Source organism: Ruegeria sp. BHSB172 (genome assembly GCF_059613165.1).
In genome coordinates this window covers 1-15,879 of record NZ_JBXWRZ010000007.1, presented here as the reverse complement: position 1 = coordinate 15,879, position 15,879 = coordinate 1, and the positions used below count along the sequence as shown (strand labels likewise).

The 15,879-nt window shown below is 63.1% G+C and carries 17 protein-coding genes; 7 read left to right on the top strand and 10 right to left on the bottom strand.

Features of this window, described 5'->3' with window-relative positions; translation table 11 throughout:
• Positions 1-42 precede the first annotated feature (42 nt).
• The 5 genes from AC2FM3_RS05635 (at position 43) to infC (ending at position 4,491) form a co-directional block, all read left to right on the top strand.
• Positions 43-1,707, top strand: a complete 1,665-nt coding sequence (locus AC2FM3_RS05635; protein WP_496679780.1) for a nitrite/sulfite reductase — start codon at positions 43-45, stop codon at positions 1,705-1,707.
• On the top strand, positions 1,697-2,458 hold the full coding sequence (locus tag AC2FM3_RS05630; RefSeq protein WP_496679777.1) for a phosphoadenylyl-sulfate reductase: 762 nt from the start codon (positions 1,697-1,699) through the stop codon (positions 2,456-2,458). Before AC2FM3_RS05635 ends, AC2FM3_RS05630 begins: the two co-directional genes overlap by 11 nt.
• Positions 2,455-2,862 carry a DUF934 domain-containing protein gene (locus AC2FM3_RS05625; protein ID WP_496679776.1) on the top strand — a complete coding sequence of 136 codons (408 nt, stop codon included), beginning with the start codon at positions 2,455-2,457 and terminating at the stop codon, positions 2,860-2,862. Before AC2FM3_RS05630 ends, AC2FM3_RS05625 begins: the two co-directional genes overlap by 4 nt.
• A gap of 89 nt (positions 2,863-2,951) precedes the next feature.
• The gene (locus tag AC2FM3_RS05620) at positions 2,952-3,785 is read left to right on the top strand and encodes a ferredoxin--NADP reductase (protein ID WP_496679775.1); all 834 of its coding nucleotides are present in this window, start codon (positions 2,952-2,954) and stop codon (positions 3,783-3,785) included.
• A 115-nt stretch (positions 3,786-3,900) separates the two neighbouring features.
• Positions 3,901-4,491 (top strand): translation initiation factor IF-3, encoded by a 591-nt coding sequence (infC, locus tag AC2FM3_RS05615; protein WP_490360621.1) that lies wholly within the window; start codon positions 3,901-3,903, stop codon positions 4,489-4,491.
• Between the two features lie 63 nt (positions 4,492-4,554).
• On the opposite strand, the gene AC2FM3_RS05610 is transcribed toward infC, so the two are convergent.
• Both AC2FM3_RS05610 and AC2FM3_RS05605 read right to left on the bottom strand, forming a co-directional pair.
• Complete coding sequence (locus AC2FM3_RS05610) at positions 4,555-5,871, bottom strand: aspartate aminotransferase family protein (RefSeq protein WP_496679773.1); 1,317 nt, start codon at positions 5,869-5,871, stop codon at positions 4,555-4,557.
• A gap of 1 nt (position 5,872) precedes the next feature.
• Positions 5,873-6,637 (bottom strand): beta-keto acid cleavage family enzyme, encoded by a 765-nt coding sequence (locus tag AC2FM3_RS05605; RefSeq protein WP_496679772.1) that lies wholly within the window; start codon positions 6,635-6,637, stop codon positions 5,873-5,875.
• An 88-nt stretch (positions 6,638-6,725) separates the two neighbouring features.
• Between AC2FM3_RS05605 and AC2FM3_RS05600 the strand changes: the two genes are divergently transcribed.
• Complete coding sequence (locus AC2FM3_RS05600) at positions 6,726-7,625, top strand: MurR/RpiR family transcriptional regulator (RefSeq protein ID WP_496679770.1); 900 nt, start codon at positions 6,726-6,728, stop codon at positions 7,623-7,625.
• A gap of 35 nt (positions 7,626-7,660) precedes the next feature.
• On the opposite strand, the gene AC2FM3_RS05595 is transcribed toward AC2FM3_RS05600, so the two are convergent.
• The 7 genes from AC2FM3_RS05595 to AC2FM3_RS05565 form a co-directional block, all read right to left on the bottom strand.
• Positions 7,661-8,452, bottom strand: coding sequence for an FAD binding domain-containing protein (locus AC2FM3_RS05595; RefSeq protein WP_496679768.1), 792 nt, complete (start codon positions 8,450-8,452; stop codon positions 7,661-7,663).
• Between the two features lie 100 nt (positions 8,453-8,552).
• Entirely contained in the window at positions 8,553-10,913 is a 2,361-nt protein-coding gene (locus tag AC2FM3_RS05590) for a xanthine dehydrogenase family protein molybdopterin-binding subunit (RefSeq protein WP_496679766.1), read from the bottom strand.
• A gap of 81 nt (positions 10,914-10,994) precedes the next feature.
• Positions 10,995-11,480, bottom strand: coding sequence for a (2Fe-2S)-binding protein (locus tag AC2FM3_RS05585; protein WP_073279505.1), 486 nt, complete (start codon positions 11,478-11,480; stop codon positions 10,995-10,997).
• A gap of 148 nt (positions 11,481-11,628) precedes the next feature.
• On the bottom strand, positions 11,629-12,633 hold the full coding sequence (locus AC2FM3_RS05580) for a molybdopterin-binding protein (protein WP_496679763.1): 1,005 nt from the start codon (positions 12,631-12,633) through the stop codon (positions 11,629-11,631).
• On the bottom strand, positions 12,630-13,598 hold the full coding sequence (locus tag AC2FM3_RS05575) for an XdhC family protein (RefSeq protein ID WP_496679761.1): 969 nt from the start codon (positions 13,596-13,598) through the stop codon (positions 12,630-12,632). The genes AC2FM3_RS05580 and AC2FM3_RS05575 overlap by 4 nt, the downstream gene beginning before the upstream one ends.
• A 107-nt stretch (positions 13,599-13,705) precedes the next feature.
• Entirely contained in the window at positions 13,706-14,299 is a 594-nt protein-coding gene (locus AC2FM3_RS05570) for a DUF6691 family protein (RefSeq protein WP_496679758.1), read from the bottom strand.
• A 3-nt stretch (positions 14,300-14,302) separates the two neighbouring features.
• Positions 14,303-14,854: a YeeE/YedE thiosulfate transporter family protein gene (locus tag AC2FM3_RS05565; RefSeq protein ID WP_496679757.1), complete on the bottom strand. Its 552-nt coding sequence runs from the start codon at positions 14,852-14,854 to the stop codon at positions 14,303-14,305.
• 175 nt (positions 14,855-15,029) lie between these two features.
• Here AC2FM3_RS05565 and AC2FM3_RS05560 point away from each other — a divergent pair, with 175 nt between their 5' ends.
• On the top strand, positions 15,030-15,530 hold the full coding sequence (locus AC2FM3_RS05560) for a hypothetical protein (RefSeq protein ID WP_496679754.1): 501 nt from the start codon (positions 15,030-15,032) through the stop codon (positions 15,528-15,530).
• Positions 15,531-15,533: 3 nt separating this feature from the next.
• Here AC2FM3_RS05560 and AC2FM3_RS05555 read toward each other — a convergent pair.
• On the bottom strand, positions 15,534-15,879 hold a 346-nt coding region (locus AC2FM3_RS05555; protein ID WP_496679753.1), incomplete at its 5' end, for a VWA domain-containing protein.

The following is a 15,879-nucleotide window of genomic DNA, read 5'->3' as shown; positions in this document are numbered from 1 at the left end:
AAAAGGCCCCGGGTCCGGGGCTGCAACAAGGACAGCTAGACCATGTATCGCTACTCCGAGTTCGACAAAGCATTCCTGGCCGAGCGCAACGCCCAGTTCCGCGCGCAGGTCGAGCGCCGCATCGACGGTTCGCTGACCGAGGACGAGTTCAAGCCCCTGCGCCTGATGAACGGCCTGTATCTGCAACTACACGCCTACATGCTGCGGGTGGCGATCCCCTATGGCACGCTCAACAGCGCCCAGATGCGTCAGCTGGCCCTGCTGGCCGAGAAGTGGGACAAGGGTTACGGCCATTTCACCACGCGCCAGAACATTCAGTACAATTGGCCCAAGCTGCGCGACGTGCCCGACATGCTGGACGCGCTGGCCGAGGTCGGCCTGCACGCGATCCAAACCAGCGGCAACACCATCCGCAACGTGACCGCCGACCATTTCGCCGGTGCCGCAGCAGATGAAATCGCCGATCCGCGCCCCTATGCCGAGCTGCTGCGCCAGTGGTCCACAGACCACCCGGAATTCCAGTTCATGCCGCGCAAGTTCAAGATCGCCATCACCGGGTCCGAGCATGACCGCGCCGTGATCAAGGCCCATGACATCGGCCTCCAACTTGTCGAGCGCGACGGCGTTCTGGGTGCCCGCGTTTTGGTGGGGGGCGGCCTGGGCCGCACGCCCATGATCGGCAAGGAACTGTCTGATTTCGTCGCCTTCGACGACCTGCTGGCATACTTGGAGGCCACCGTTTCCGTCTGGAACCAGATCGGCCGGCGCGACAACAAGTACAAGGCCCGCATCAAGATCACCGTGCATGAACACGGCATCGACGCCATCCGGGCCAAGGTGAACGAGCGCTTCCTGCAGGTGCGCCCGCAGTTCAAGGGCGCCGACATGGCGCTGCTGGATCAGATCAAGGCGCATTTCGCGCCGCCCGCCTTCCGCGAAGGCTCGGTCGCAGCGTTCGAGAGCGCCTATTCGGACGACCCGGTGTTCCGCTCGTGGATCGACACCAACATCGCGCCGCACAAGCAGGCGGATCACGCGATCGTCACGATCTCGCTCAAGAAGCACGGGGCAACGCCGGGTGATGCGACCGCCGAGCAGATGCGCGTGATGGCCGATCTGGCCGAGCAATACGCCTATGACGAGCTGCGCATCAGCCACGAGCAGAACGTGATCCTGCCGCATGTCCACAAATCGGACCTGCCCGCGATCCACGCCAAGCTGAAAGAGCACGGCCTGGCCACCGCGAATATCGGCCTGATCAGCGACATCATCGCCTGCCCCGGCATGGACTATTGCGCGCTGGCGACGGCCCGCTCGATCCCTGTCGCGCAGCAGATCGCGACCCGGTTCGACGAGCTGAAGCTGGAGCACGACATCGGCCACCTGAAGATCAAGATTTCGGGCTGCATCAACGCGTGCGGGCACCACCATGTGGGCCATATCGGCATCCTGGGCCTGGATCGCGCCGGAGTGGAGAACTACCAGATCACGCTGGGCGGAGACGCCACCGAAACGGCCGCCATCGGCGACCGCACCGGTCCGGGCTTTGCCTATGACGAGATCGTCCCGGCCATCGAGCGGATCATCGAGACCTATCTGGACCAACGCGAAAGCCCCAAGGAGACCTTTCTGGAGACCTATCGCCGGATTGGAATGGCCCCGTTCAAGGCGGCCCTCTACCCCGAGGCGCGCGCCAATGCCGCTTGACGAAATCCAGACCGAGCTGGGCAAGGGGCGCCAGGCGCTGACCGAGAAGGTCGAGGCGCTCAACGCCCGCTACCGGCATCACAGCGCCCATGACGTGATGCATGGGGCGCTGGAAAATGCCGGCAAGATCGCTCTGGTTTCCAGCTTTGGCGCCGAGTCGGTAGTGCTGCTGCACATGGCTGCGGTGATCGACAAGAACACCCCGGTGCTGTTCGTGGACACCCAGATGCTGTTCGCCGAGACGTTGATCTATCAGCAGGAGGTGAGCGAGCGCCTAGGGCTGAAGAACGTGCGGGTCATCCGCGCCGACGAAGAAGACCTTCAGCGGGACGACCCCTATGGCGCGCTACGGCTAAAGGACCCTGATGCCTGCTGCACCCTGCGCAAGACGATCCCGCTGCAGCGGGCGCTGGCGGGTCATGACGGCTGGATCACCGGGCGCAAGCGGTTCCAGTCGGGCACCCGCGCCGCACTCGAATTCTTTGAGGTCGAGGACGGCACCGGCCGGATCAAGGTCAACCCTCTGGCCCATTGGGCGCCCGAAGACGTACGCGCCTATATGGAAGAAAACCGGCTGCCTCGGCACCCGCTGGTGGCCAAGGGATACCCTTCGATCGGCTGTGCGCCCTGCACCTCGCCGGTGAAGGAAGGCGAAGACCCCCGCGCCGGGCGCTGGCGCGATCAGAACAAGGAAGAATGCGGCATCCATTTCGTGAACGGCAAGATGGTGCGCAGCGGAGAGAAAACATGACTGTTATCGTGACCGATGGGGGCTTTGCCCCCGATGACTGGACCGACGGCTTCGTCTCGCTGGACGATGCCGCAAACGACGTGATCGCGTTGGACGTGACGTCGGACACCGACCCCGACGCGCTGTTCGAGCGGCTGGGCAATGCACAGATGGTGCGGGTGGATTTCCCCTCTTTCGCCGACGGGCGCGGTTTCACCATCGCGCGCGTCCTGCGCCTAAAGGGCTATACCGGCCGCCTGCGCGCCAAGGGGCACGTTCTGGCCGACCAATACGCAATGGCACGGCGCAGCGGCTTCGACGAGGTCGAGATCGACGCCGAGCTTGCCGCCCGCCAGCCCGAGGACCAATGGCTGGCCCGCGCCAACTGGCAGGGCCACGACTATCAGGCCCGCCTGCGCGGCTGATGCGACAAACGGGGCAATCTGCCCCCTTTTCCTGACATGGATCAAAGATTAAACGGAGATGCCGGTTTAGCAGACCGGCAGGTGAAACGATGACCGAGATGAAATCCGTGACCGAAGCAACCGCCGTGAAGGCCCCTACCCTGCCTGACGCTCAGACCGTCACCGAAGTGAAGCATTGGACCGACAGTCTGTTCTCGTTCAATGTGACGCGCCCGCAATCGCTGCGGTTCCGCTCGGGCGAGTTCGTGATGATCGGCCTTCTGGGCGACAACGGCAAACCGCTGCTGCGCGCCTATTCCATCGCTTCGCCAGCCTGGGATGACGAGCTGGAATTCTACTCGATCAAGGTGCCGGATGGCCCGCTGACCTCGAAACTGCAGCACATCAAGCCGGGCGACCAAATCATCCTGCGGCCCAAGCCGGTGGGGACGCTGGTGCATGACGCGCTGCTGCCGGGCAAACGGATCTGGTTCTTTGCAACCGGCACCGGGTTTGCGCCCTTTGCCTCGCTGCTTCGCGAACCGCAGACATATGAGGACTATGACGAGGTCATCATCACCCACACCTGCCGCGAGGTGGCCGATCTGGAATACGGCCGCCAACTGATCGAGAAGATCAAGCAGGACGAGATGCTGTCCGAACTGATCGGCGAAGGTTTTGCCGACAAGATCCGCTATTACCCGACGACCACCCGCGAACAGAGCCCCAAGATGGGCCGGATCACCGACCTGCTGAAGGACGGCACCGTGTTCAAGGATCTGGGCATCGAGGGCGGGATCAAGCCCGAAACCGACCGCGCCATGGTATGCGGGTCGCTGGCCTTCAACCACGACATCAAGGCCATTCTCGAAGAGTTCGGCCTGCGCGAAGGCGCGAACTCGGACCCGAAAGAGTTCGTGATCGAAAAGGCCTTTGTCGGCTGAAGTAGGAAATGGCCGGTGCCCCAGGCGCCGGCCGCCGCCCCGGGCGCGGTCGGGGCAAAGAATTTCGCGCGCCGCCTGCTTTATCCCGCTTGAAAGACGCGGGGTCTCAGTTTAAATTCCCGGCTCGAAATTCTGCAATTATCAAAGGAATGAACCCATAGCTCGCAGACCTCACAACGCGCCGCCGCAACGCGACACCGGCCCGCGCGTCAATGACAAGATCCGTGCCCCCGAAATCCGCCTGATCGGCGCCGATGGTGAAAATATCGGGGTGGTTCATCCCGCCAAAGCCATGCAACTCGCCGCCGACGCCGGCCTGGACCTGGTCGAGATTTCGCCCAACGCGAATCCGCCGGTCTGCAAGATCATGGACTTCGGCAAGTACAAGTACGAAACGCAGAAGCGCGAAGCCGAAGCCCGCAAGAAACAGAAAATCATCGAAGTGAAAGAGGTCAAGTTCCGGCCCAACACCGACACGCATGACTATGACGTGAAGATGCGGAACGTGGTCAAGTTTCTTGAGAAGGGCGACAAGGTCAAGGTGACCCTGCGCTTCCGCGGCCGCGAGATGGCGCACCAGAATCTGGGGCGCGAACTGCTTGAGCGCGTGGCCGAGGACGTCAAGGAAATCGGCAAGATCGAGAACATGCCGAAGATGGAAGGCCGCCAGATGATCATGATGATCGGGCCGCTGCCACAGAAGTAACCCAGCACCTGTTCAGGGCATCAAGGCTCCCTCGGATCGAGGGAGCCTTTTTCGTTGGCCGGCTCAGATCACCCGCGACATCGCGCGGCCCAGCTTTTCGACCAGTTCGTCCAGCTGCACTTCTTCGATGATGAATGGCGGCGCCAGCAGGATATGGTCGCCGTTCCGGCCATCGCGGGTGCCGGACATGGGATAGCAGATCAGCCCTTCGTCAAACGCTGCCTTCTTGATCTTCGCTGCCACGCCCAGGCCCGGATCGAACGGCGCGCGCGTGTCACGATCGGCCACCAGCTCGATCCCGCGGAACAGGCCGCGCCCACGCAGGTCGCCGACATTGGGGTGCTGGCCGAAAGCGGCCTGCAGCCTTTCGTGCAGCGCATCTCCCATCGCCCGCGCCCGCTCGGGCAGGTGGCGATCGGTCAGCTTCTGCACCACGGCCAGCGCCGCCGCGGTCGCGACCGGATGACCGACATAGGTATGCCCGTGCTGGAAGAACCCCGACCCGTCGCGGATCGCCTCGTAGATTGCCCCAGTACACAGGGTCGCACCGATGGGCTGGTACCCGGCCCCCAACCCTTTGGCGATGCACAGGATATCCGGCGCGACCCCATCGTGGTCGCACGCAAACAGGTGGCCGGTGCGGCCCATGCCGCACATGACCTCGTCCAAGATCAACAGAACGCCGTAGCGGTCACAGATTTCGCGGATCCGCTTGAAATAGCCCTCGACAGCCGGCACCGCCCCCAGCGTGGCCCCGACCACCGGCTCGGCGATGAAGGCCATCACGGTGTCCGGCCCCAGCCGCAGGATTTCGGCCTCAAGCTCATCCGCGACGCGCTGGCCATAGTCAAACCTGGTCTCGCCGTCCCGCTTCTCGGCATATTCATAGCAGGGCGCGATATGGCTCATATCGATCAACATCGGCGCGAACTGCGCCCGGCGCCACGCATTGCCACCGGCCGACAGCGCCCCCAGCGTGTTGCCGTGATAGCTCTGGCGGCGCGCGATGACCCGCGAGCGCTCGGGCTGCCCGACTTCCAGGAAATACTGACGCGCCAGCTTGATCGCCGCCTCGGTCGCCTCGGACCCGCCCGAGACGAAATAGACCCGCTCCAGCTCGCCCGGCGCCTGTGCGATCAGCAGATCCGCCAGCGCCTCGGCCGGTTCCGACGTCATGAACCCGGTATGGGCAAAAGCGACCTTTTCAACCTGTTCCTGCACCGCGCGGATCACCTCAGGGTCGGAATGCCCCAGGCACGATACCGCCGCGTCGCCGCAATCCAGGTACCGTTTGCCCAGAGTATCGATCAGATAACACCCGTCGCCCTTGGCGGCTGTTGGCAACTGGGCCTTGGTGTGGCGGGGAAAAACATGGCTCATGTCAAAGTCCTTTCAAACGGGCCACAAGCGCCGCGACCGAGGCTGCGTTGTCCGGCCAGATATTTCCATCGGCGTCCGTCAGGCTGTTCTCGAACCCAACCCGCACATCAGCGCCACGACACGCAGCCGCAAGCAAACAGTCATGTTCGCGCCGGCCGAACGCACACACCATCAATGGCGCGTGGGTTTCGGGAAAGGCGTCCAGATCGGCGGGCAGGGATTCCTGGCCCGTCGCATAGCGCCCTAAAACAAGCAGGCGTTCTTCCTGCCCGGCCCGCACGACACCGCGCGCCTGCCAGTCCCGCAACAGCTCCGCATCGGCCGCATCATACAGGATATGCTGAACCCGCGTGCCCTGTTCGGCGCACAGCGCATAAACCCGCTCTGCCAGCCGGGGCGCGCGGTCCATCTCTCGCACCGCGATCGACGCCCATGCGGGCTGAACCAGACGCAGGCAGTCGTACTGCGCTGCAACATCAAAGATGCCTGCCGCCTCGGTGGTGATCTGGATGTCCAGCGCGGGAACGGTGCGGCGCAACTCGGCCAGTGTCTCGCGGTATTTCCCCGCATCCAGCGAGTGCGTCCCGTCACCTTCACGCACATGCAGGTGCAGACCATCGGCACCGGCCGCATGGCAGGCCCGTGCCGCCGCCACGATCTCGCCGATCGTCAATGGGATCGCCGGGTGGTCCGAATACTGACGGCGCGCCCCATTCGGAGCGACCAGCACATAGGGAAGCATCTTTGGCCGTTGAGTTTCGCTCATGGTCTCATCCGTTCATTCTGCCCGAGATGTATACCTCAGCTCGCCGTTTTGTGATTGAAATTTTCATAACATATGTTTTTCTTCTCTCATGCAAAACTCGACCCCTCAACTGATCGACCAGCTGCGCCACGAGATCGACCGCATGCCGGCCCAGCTTCAGGCCGCCGCCAAGTATGTCATCGACCACCCGGCCGATTTCGCGTTGGATTCGATCCGCACCACGGCAGACAAGATCGGCGTCAGCACGAACGCGGTCATCCGGCTTGCACGATACATGGGCTATGAGCGTTTCGAGGACTTTCGAAGACCGTTCCGCCACGACCTGACAACCGACCGGGAAGACCGGCTCAATCAAGGCTGGCTGTCGCGCATGGCCGACAGCGGAGAGTTCGGCGCCGCCCAGGCGGGATTCGCCCGGAACGAGTTAAACGTGGTGGCGCGCTCTTTGCGCCTGCTGGATCCGGCCAAGGTGGAGCGCGCGGTGACACTCATGACTTCGGCGCGCAGGTGCTTCGTGACCGCCACGCGCGCCAGCTACGCGCTGGCCTATTATTTCCACTATGCGGGCCGAATGGCGCATCCCGGCCTGCACCTTATCCCGCGCCACATGGGATCAGCCATCGACGATCTTCTCGAGGCCGATCATGGTGACTGCCTGTTTGCCATGACGGTGCACCCCTATTCCGCCGATACGATCCAAGCCATGCGATTTGCCCGTAACCGGGGGCTTCGGCTGATCCTGCTGGCCGACAGCGACGTAATCGCGCCGGGCATTGACGCGGACGTGACCCTGACGGTCAGCACACGGTCGAGACATCTGTTTTCAAGCTTTTCCGGGTCCATGGCCGCAATCGAAGTTCTGCTGGGTCACCTTTTCGCGCAGAGCGGTGACGCCGCCGCAGAACGGGTCCGCCGATACCAGCAAGCCCGCGAAGACGCAGGCGCATATTGGGAACCCGCCAAACTGCCGCGCCTGCGCTCCAAATAAAAAGCCCCTCGCCGGGGCTTTTCGCAGTCGTGATGTCAGATGCAGGCCTGCACGGCCCGTCGAGTCATCACCCCCACCAGGTGGGCGCGGTACTCCTTGCTGCCGTGCAGATCTCCTATCATGTTCATCGGGTTGACCCGCAGGTCCATCAGGGCATCGGGCCGGAACTCCTTGTTCAGCGCCTGCTCGGCCTCGGTCCAGCGGAACACACCATCCTCGCTGGCCCCGGTTACGGCCACCCTCACCCCATCGGCAAAGCGCGCGAGGAACACGCCAACCAATGCAAAGCGCGAGGCTGGCTGCAGGAATTTTTGATAGCTCGCAACCTGCGGCACCGGGAACCGAACCGAGGTGATGATCTCCCCCTCGTCCAGTGCCGTGGTGAACATGCCCTGAAAGAAGTCATCGGCAGCGATCTGACGGGAATGGGTCACGACCACGGCACCCGATCCCAACACCGCCGCCGGGTAACACGCCGCCGGATCGTTGTTGGCCAGCGAGCCACCGATCGTGCCGCGATTGCGTACCGCCGGGTCGCCGATATGACTGGCCAGATCGGCCAGCGCCGGATACTTGTCGGCAACCTCTCGCGCCACGGTCGCATGGGTCGTCGCTGCACCGATGGCAATCGATCCGTCATCCTCGACACACACCCCCTTCAATTCGGGAATGCCGCCCAGGCTCACCAGTGTCGTGGGCGCAGCAAGGCGCTGTTTCATCGTTGGGATCAGGGTCTGCCCGCCACCCAACGCCTGTGCATCCTCCCCCGCCAATGCCGCAACCGCGTCGGCGATGGTCGAGGGACTCTTGAACTCGAAATTGTACATTTCGCTCTTCCTTTCCGAAAGGCGAGGAACCGCCCTTCATCTGGCTGTAAATATCCCGGGGAGCGCGAGGGGCTGCCCCCTCGCACACCAACCTCTCCACTCAGCTGTTCATCGCCGCCCAAACACGCGACGGGCTGACCGGCATGTCGATGTGGTCCACCGCCTTGCCACCCGAGTTCAGCGCATCGATCACGGCATTGACCACCGCAGGCGGCGATCCAATCGCCCCGGCCTCGCCGCAGCCCTTTACACCCAACGGGTTGTGCGTGCACGGCGTCTGGCTCGAATGATCCACGGTATAGAACGGCACGTCATCGGCCCGCGGCATGGCATAGTCCATGAAGGACGCGCTCAGCAGCTGACCGTTCTCGTCATAGACGCAGTTCTCGAGCAAGGCCTGACCGATCCCCTGTCCGATACCGCCATGCACCTGGCCATCAACGATCATCGGGTTGATGATGTTGCCGAAATCATCCGCCGCGGTGAACCGTTCGATGGTCACCTGCCCGGTCTCGGGGTCAACCTCGACCTCGCAGGCATAGGCGCCGGCCGGGAAGGTAAAGTTGGCCGGATCATAGAACGCGGTCTCCTCCAGCCCCGGCTCGACCTCCAGCGGGAAGTTGTGCGGAACATAGGCCGTCAGGGTCACATCGCCCCAGGCCACCGACTTGTCGGTGCCGGCCACGGTGAACTGGCCGTCTTTCAGCTCGATATCGGCCTCGGAGGCTTCCAGCAGATGCGCCGCGATCTTCTTGGCCTTTTCGATCACCTTCTCGGTCGCCTTGACCATGGCCGATCCACAAACCGCCAGCGAGCGCGAGCCATAGGTGCCCATGCCGAACGGGATCTTCGAGGTATCGCCGTGCACGATCTCGACCATCGACTCGTCGATGCCGATCATGTCGGCCACGACCTGCGGAAAGGCGGTCTCGTGCCCCTGCCCGTGGCTGTGCGCCCCGACCATGACGCTGATCGAACCGGTGGCGTTCACCCGCACGGTTGCCGCGTCATACAGGCCCGCACGCGCCCCCAGCATCCCCACGATGTTCGAGGGCGCGATGCCGCAGGCCTCGATATAGCAGTTCACGCCCAGGCCGCGCAGCTTGCCCCGCGCCTCGCTTTCGGCGCGTCGCGCCGGGAAGCCCGCGAAATCGGCGGCTTGCTCCAGCTTGTCCATGGTGCCGTTGTAGTCGCCGGTATCATAGGTCAGCGCCACCGGCGTGTCATAGGGGAACTGCGTGATGAAGTTCTGCCGGCGCAGCGCCACCGGATCAACGCCCAACTCGCGCGCAGCCTTGTCGATCACGCGCTCCAGCTGATAGGTCGCCTCGGGGCGGCCTGCGCCGCGATAGGCATCCACCGGCACGGTGTTGGTGAACATCGCCCGCACGTTCACCTGAATGACCGGCGTCTTGTAGTTGCCCGCCATCAGCGTCCCGTGCAGCCAGGTCGGCACCGAACTGGAAAACGTCGACAGATACGCCCCCAGATTGGCATAGGTATGGGTCCGCAGCCCGACGAAATTGTTGTCGGCATCCAGCGCCAGCTCGATCTTGCTGACATGGTCGCGGCCCTGCGCATCCGACATGAACGCCTCGGACCGGCTGGCCGTCCACTTGACCGGGCGGTTGCACGCCTTGGCCGCGAAGGTGCAGAACGCCTCTTCTGCGTAGTGGAAGATCTTGGTGCCGAAACCGCCACCCACGTCCGGCGCCACGACGCGGACCTTGTGCTCGGGCAGGCCCAGCACGAAGGCACACATCAGCAACCTGATCACATGCGGGTTCTGCGAGGTGGTATAGAGCGTGTATTCATCCGTGCCCCGGCTGTATTCCGCCACGGCCACGCGCGGCTCCATCGGGTTGGCGACCAGACGGTTGTTCACCAGTTCCAAGGTGGTGACATGCGCCGCATTGGCGAACACCTCGTTCACCTTGTCATCGTCGGCCTCGCCCAACTGCCAGTCATAACAGATATTGTTTTTCAGATCGTCATGGACCAGCGGCGCGCCCTCTTCAGCGGCGGCTTTCATGTCCAGAACGGCGGGCAATTCCTCGATATCCACGTCGATTGCTTCGGCCGCGTCACGGGCCTGTTCCAGGCTGTCGGCCACGACGGCCGCGATCGGGTCGCCCACATGGCGCACCTTGCCTTGCGCCAGGATCGGGTGCGGCGGTTCCTGCATGGGCGCGCCATGCTTGTCGGTCACCTCCCAGCCGCAGGGCATGCCGCCCACGCCTTCGAAATCTTTGCCGGTAAACACCCGAACCACGCCGGGCATGGCCTCGGCGGCGGACAAGTCGATGCTTTTGATCCGGCCATGTGCGATGTCAGATCGCAGAAAATACACATAGGCCTGACCGCGGATGTTGATGTCGTCGGTGTAATTGCCCGCTCCGGTCAAAAAGCGCACGTCCTCGCGGCGCTTGGAACTGGCTCCGATGCCACTGTCTTTGGGCATAGCTTGTTCTCCTCCCATAAACGGATGCTTGTGCGCATCCCTGTCATCCCACGGGCGCCTCCTCCTGCGCCCGCAGCGGCATCACTCGGCAGCGATGTGGCTGACGTCCTGGCCGGACGCGGCCATGATCGCCTTGACGATGTTGTGGTACCCGGTGCAGCGGCACAGGTTGCCTTCCAGGTATTTGCGGATTTCGGCCTCGGTCGGGCGTGGGTTTTCCTTCAGCAGGGCCGCCGCCGACATCACCATACCGGGCGTGCAGAAACCGCATTGCAGGCCGTGATGATCCTGAAACGCCTGCTGGATCACGTTCAGCGATCCGTCCGGGTTGGCCTGCCCCTCGATGGTACCGACCTCGGCCCCGTCCGCCTCGAGCGCCAGCATGTTGCAGGACTTCACCGCCGCGCCGTTCACATGAACCACGCAGGCGCCGCATTGGGCCGTGTCACAGCCCACATGGGTACCGGTCAGCGACAGGTGATCGCGCAGAAAGCTGGACAGCAGCGTCCGGCCCTCGACATCACCGCTCACGGTCTTTCCGTTCACGGTCATTGAGACCTGTGTCATAAGTTCCTCCCATTTTCGTATTTATCCTTGGCCCGAGTTAAACACGGGAAAAGTCGTTTGAGAACAAAAATCTTGGCCGTTTCGAACCCGTCCGTTGGGGGGCAATTGCCAACATGTATTGCAGGTCGCCAGCGGAGCGAAACTGCCGTTACGTCACTTTGCGTTTCGCGCGGGGTTGCGGACGGGTCGGGATTTCCTTGAGCAGACCACCGACGCCCATCGCCGCGATATCGGCACCCGTCGTCGGGATCCCGCAGGCCACCCGCGAGAGCACCCAGTCGGCCCCGTTCAACGCGGGCGAGCGTGCGCATCCCGGCAAACCGATGACCGGCCGCTTGCCCAAAGCCCCGAGAAACAACAGGTTGCCCGGATCAACCGGCATGCCGAAGCGCTCCACCTGTCCGCCCGCGCGCCGAACAGCCTGCGGCGCGACGTCCTCGACATCGGATGTGGCCGAGCCGGTCAGGATCATCACGATATCGGTGTTCATCCGGGACAATGCCTGCGCCAGAGCGTCGATCGCGTGCGGAACGATCTGTACGTCGTCCAGGCTCAGACCCAGGGCCTCGACCCGGCCGCGCATCGCGACGATACCCTTTTCGTTGGGCGGCCCGCCGGGGATGTCGGTCACCACCAACCCGGCGCTGCCAAACTTCGGCGTGGCAAGGCGAATGGCTCCTTTGTCCAGCTTCGCCGCACGCTGAACGTCCGCCAGCGGCACCGCGTAGGAAATGACCTTGATCGTGGCGACCATGCCGCCCGCACCCATCTGCTGATGCTGAGGAACGGTGGCCACCGTGATCATCGGGTTGACCTGATTGAACGCAAGCAGAGCCTCAACGTCCAGAACGGCAACCCCAGCTTGATCCGCAATCAGGTTGACGCGGCCCGTAAACGGATCGGTCACGCGCAAGTTGGCACCCTTCGGATCCGGGGTCAGCGCCGCGGCCAATTGGCGCGCTGCCTCGTCCTCGTGACAGTCGCCGGGTTCCAGCCGCGCTACGACCACCTCGGACACGCCCGCCTCGGTCAACAAGGCAACATGCGCGTCGCCTAGCATCATTCCCTTGCGCAGCTTTTTCGTGCCAGCCATGACCGAATGCGCAAGGATCGCACCCTTCGCGTCCGCAACCGGTAATGGGCCGAATTTCATGCCTTGCCCCGCAGCACGGCCGTCATCTGCGCGATGATCGCAACAGCAATCTCAGCCGGTCCTGCAGCACCGATATCCAGACCGATCGGCCCATGAATGCGCTGCAACTGCGTTGCCGAGAATCCCGCCTCGGTCATCCGCTGCACCCGTTTGGCATGGGTGCGCGACGACCCCAGCGCGCCGATATAGAACACGTCCGAGTTCAGCGCAGCCTGCAGAGCCGGATCATCCAGCTTGGGGTCGTGGGTCAGCAGAACCATCGCCGTGCGCGCGTCCAGACCGATGCTGGCCACGGCCTCGTCCGGCCAGTCGGTCAGCAGCTTTTCACCGGGAAAACGGGATTTGGACGCAAACGCCTCGCGCGGGTCGATGATGATCGGGTCATAACCCGCGATCCGCACCATCGGCACCAGTGCCTGCGCGATATGGACCGCGCCCACCACGATCAGCCGCAAGGGCGGGTTGTGCACGGCCACGAAGGTCTGACCATCTTCTTCGAACCCCGAGCGATCCATGCGCAGCCGGTCCGCATAGGCGTTGCGCCGCAGCGCGCGGTGGCCGGTCTCGACGTTGACCTCATAGGCCATGGGCTCGCGCCGCGCCCGCGCCGCCACCAGTTCGGCCAGCATCGGTTCTGGCAGGACCGAGCCCACCGGCTCGACCAGAACCCGGATCGTGCCTCCGCAGGCCAGCCCGACGGCAAAGGCATCCTCGTCGCTGACACCGAATTCCAACAGGCGCGCCTCGCCCTCCTGCATGGCCTCGAGCGCCTCGACGATCACCGCGCCTTCGACACATCCGCCCGAGACCGAGCCTTCGATCCGGCCGTCGCCGCCGATGACCAGCTGGGCACCCACCCGCCGGGGCGCGCTGCCCCAGGTTTCGACGACGGTGGCCAACGCGGCTCCACGCCCTTTGCGGAACCACGCCAGAGCCGTTTCCGGGCTGTTGTCAAATCTGTCCATCGGAGTCTCCCGCCTGATCCGCTTCAACATAAGCAGGTTTTGCGGGATGAAAAGCAACCCGGCACGTCACCGCGCGCCGGGCTTTCAAGGATATGCGCAGCGGGCCGTCACTCGGCCGGATGCGCTTGCTCTGAGGGTTGGCCCAACAGCCGTTCGGGCAGCGCAAAGGCAATGGCGATGAACGCCAGGCCCAGAACAATGCCCAGAATGTCGCCAGGCAGGCCTGTTACAGCATCATAGCCCGAGCCCGGTACGACACCGAGTGTTACCTTTCCGCCCCAGATCGGGTCGAGCTGGCCGCTGGCCTTCCACATCGGATAGGTCATCATGTAGGCCGCAGCGCCCAGCAATCCGCCCGCCACGAAGAACAGCGCGTCCTTGCGCCCCGAGGCCGCGGCCACCAAGCCCGTTCCGGGGCAAAAGCCGGCCATCGCCCAGCCGGCCCCCAGCAGCAGCCCGCCCAGGAAGACGCCGGCATAGGCCGCCTTGATCGACATGTGGCCCACATCGACCAGCCCGATCATTTGACCGCCGAACATCAGAACCGAACCAAGACCGATGGCCAGCATGATCGCCTTGGCCAACCGCAGATCCGTCAGGTTCAGCATCTTGTTGATGGTCGAAGGGTTCGACGCGCCGACCCGATCAAGGACCGCGCCAAATGCGACCCCTATGACAATTGCAAGTATGATCGACATCATGGCTCAGGCCTCCTTCTTGAACATCAGGATCGAAACGGTGATCGCGGCGGCAAAAGCTCCGGCGGCGAAAATGTACCCGCTGACGGCCGTCTGCATCATGCCCGACATCATGTGTCCGGACGTGCAGCCCCCGGCCAGCCGTGCGCCGTACAAAACGATGAAACCTCCCAGAAAGGCGACCAGATAGCGTTTCAACGGGTCGTCGCCGTAATTCGCCCGCCACAATGCGGGAACCTTGCGGTCCTGGCCCTCGATACCGCCCCGTGCCCTAGCCGACAGGAACCCGCCCAACATCATCGCAAGGACGAAGACAAAGGAATAGTTCAGCGGGTTCGCAACCGATTTCGCGTATTTGCCCCCGGATTTCGCCAGATAGGCGTTGGTCGAAGTATAGCCCTCATCGGTTGCGGTCACGAAATCCGGGTTGACGGCATCGGCGATGATGCCGTCCAGAATGACGAACTGCGTGGACACGCCGATCGGCTTGACCAGCAAGATCGCCAAAAAGAACACAAGGCCGAGCAGAACTCCACCCGCTTTCCAGGTCATTGGCATGGCATTTCCTCCTGAAGATTCTCACATTCCATTTCCCTTATACTTTAAGCATTCCGTTTCCTGCATGATTTGGATCAAATGGCCCGGGAGCCTCCGGTTGATTAACGCGAGCCGCCGCTCTACGCTCGCGGCGCCGGTCTGCGGTATCCCTGATTTTCGAGATTTGGAGACGAACATGTTGAAACACATTTCCGCATCTTTCTTGGCGGCGCTTGTCGCGGCAGCCCCCGCCTGGGCAGACACATTCGAAAAATACGGAGAGGTCGAGGGCTGGAAGGTCTTCATCGACAACGACAAGAAATCCTGCTTGATCGAGGCCGTGGACGACGTGGAAAACGTGGTTCAGATGGGCCTGACCGAAGATCGCGGCGTGGGATATGTCGGGGTCTTTACCAAGGCCGAAACCGACATCAAGCGTGGCGAGAAGGAAGGGGTCGCGATCCTTTTGGGCGACAACCTCTATGTCGGCGAGGCAACTGGCATGAAGGGCAACATCACCAAGGGCTATTCGGGCGGCTATGTCCTGTCGGACGATCCGCAATTCGCCGATGATCTGGCGCGCCAGAAGGTGATGATCGTCTTCCCCGAGAAGTCTTTTGGCTTCACCGTCGATCTGACCGGCACCTACAAGGCCATGGAAATGGCACGCGAATGCAATGAGAAACTGATGCAGTAACTACTATGACAAAGCCGCCATCAGGCGCGCTTTTTCTCCCTGGTCGTCGGGTCTTGAGATCACGGCGGCCAGATCCTCGAGCGATGCAATAGAGTGACCGGCGCGGAAGCTGTCCACATGCGGCAGCATGGCGGCGACGCCCTGCGCCTTGGGCGCGAACCCGTCCCAGCGCAGCAGCGGGTTAAGCCAGATCAGTCGACGGGCCGACAGGTGCAGGCGTTCGATCTCTTTTTCCAGCAGATCGGGGTCACCCCGTTCCAGCCCGTCTGTGATCAGCAGCACGACGGCCCCCTGCCCCATAACTCGGCGCGACCAGTCTCGGTTGAACTGGTGCAGGCATTCGCCGATG

Bases quoted from the DNA above. Each gene is read 5' to 3' on its own strand.
- AC2FM3_RS05635 (WP_496679780.1), top strand. From the start codon at position 43: ATGTATCGCTACTCCGAGTTCGACAAAGCATTCCTGGCCGAGCGCAAC.
- AC2FM3_RS05630 (WP_496679777.1), top strand. From the start codon at position 1,697: ATGCCGCTTGACGAAATCCAGACCGAGCTGGGCAAGGGGCGCCAGGCG.
- AC2FM3_RS05625 (WP_496679776.1), top strand. From the start codon at position 2,455: ATGACTGTTATCGTGACCGATGGGGGCTTTGCCCCCGATGACTGGACC.
- AC2FM3_RS05620 (WP_496679775.1), top strand. From the start codon at position 2,952: ATGACCGAGATGAAATCCGTGACCGAAGCAACCGCCGTGAAGGCCCCT.
- AC2FM3_RS05610 (WP_496679773.1), bottom strand. From the start codon at position 5,871: ATGAGCCATGTTTTTCCCCGCCACACCAAGGCCCAGTTGCCAACAGCC.
- AC2FM3_RS05605 (WP_496679772.1), bottom strand. From the start codon at position 6,637: ATGAGCGAAACTCAACGGCCAAAGATGCTTCCCTATGTGCTGGTCGCT.
- AC2FM3_RS05600 (WP_496679770.1), top strand. From the start codon at position 6,726: ATGCAAAACTCGACCCCTCAACTGATCGACCAGCTGCGCCACGAGATC.
- AC2FM3_RS05595 (WP_496679768.1), bottom strand. From the start codon at position 8,452: ATGTACAATTTCGAGTTCAAGAGTCCCTCGACCATCGCCGACGCGGTT.
- AC2FM3_RS05590 (WP_496679766.1), bottom strand. From the start codon at position 10,913: ATGCCCAAAGACAGTGGCATCGGAGCCAGTTCCAAGCGCCGCGAGGAC.
- AC2FM3_RS05585 (WP_073279505.1), bottom strand. From the start codon at position 11,480: ATGACACAGGTCTCAATGACCGTGAACGGAAAGACCGTGAGCGGTGAT.
- AC2FM3_RS05580 (WP_496679763.1), bottom strand. From the start codon at position 12,633: ATGAAATTCGGCCCATTACCGGTTGCGGACGCGAAGGGTGCGATCCTT.
- AC2FM3_RS05575 (WP_496679761.1), bottom strand. From the start codon at position 13,598: ATGGACAGATTTGACAACAGCCCGGAAACGGCTCTGGCGTGGTTCCGC.
- AC2FM3_RS05570 (WP_496679758.1), bottom strand. From the start codon at position 14,299: ATGATGTCGATCATACTTGCAATTGTCATAGGGGTCGCATTTGGCGCG.
- AC2FM3_RS05565 (WP_496679757.1), bottom strand. From the start codon at position 14,854: ATGCCAATGACCTGGAAAGCGGGTGGAGTTCTGCTCGGCCTTGTGTTC.
- AC2FM3_RS05560 (WP_496679754.1), top strand. From the start codon at position 15,030: ATGTTGAAACACATTTCCGCATCTTTCTTGGCGGCGCTTGTCGCGGCA.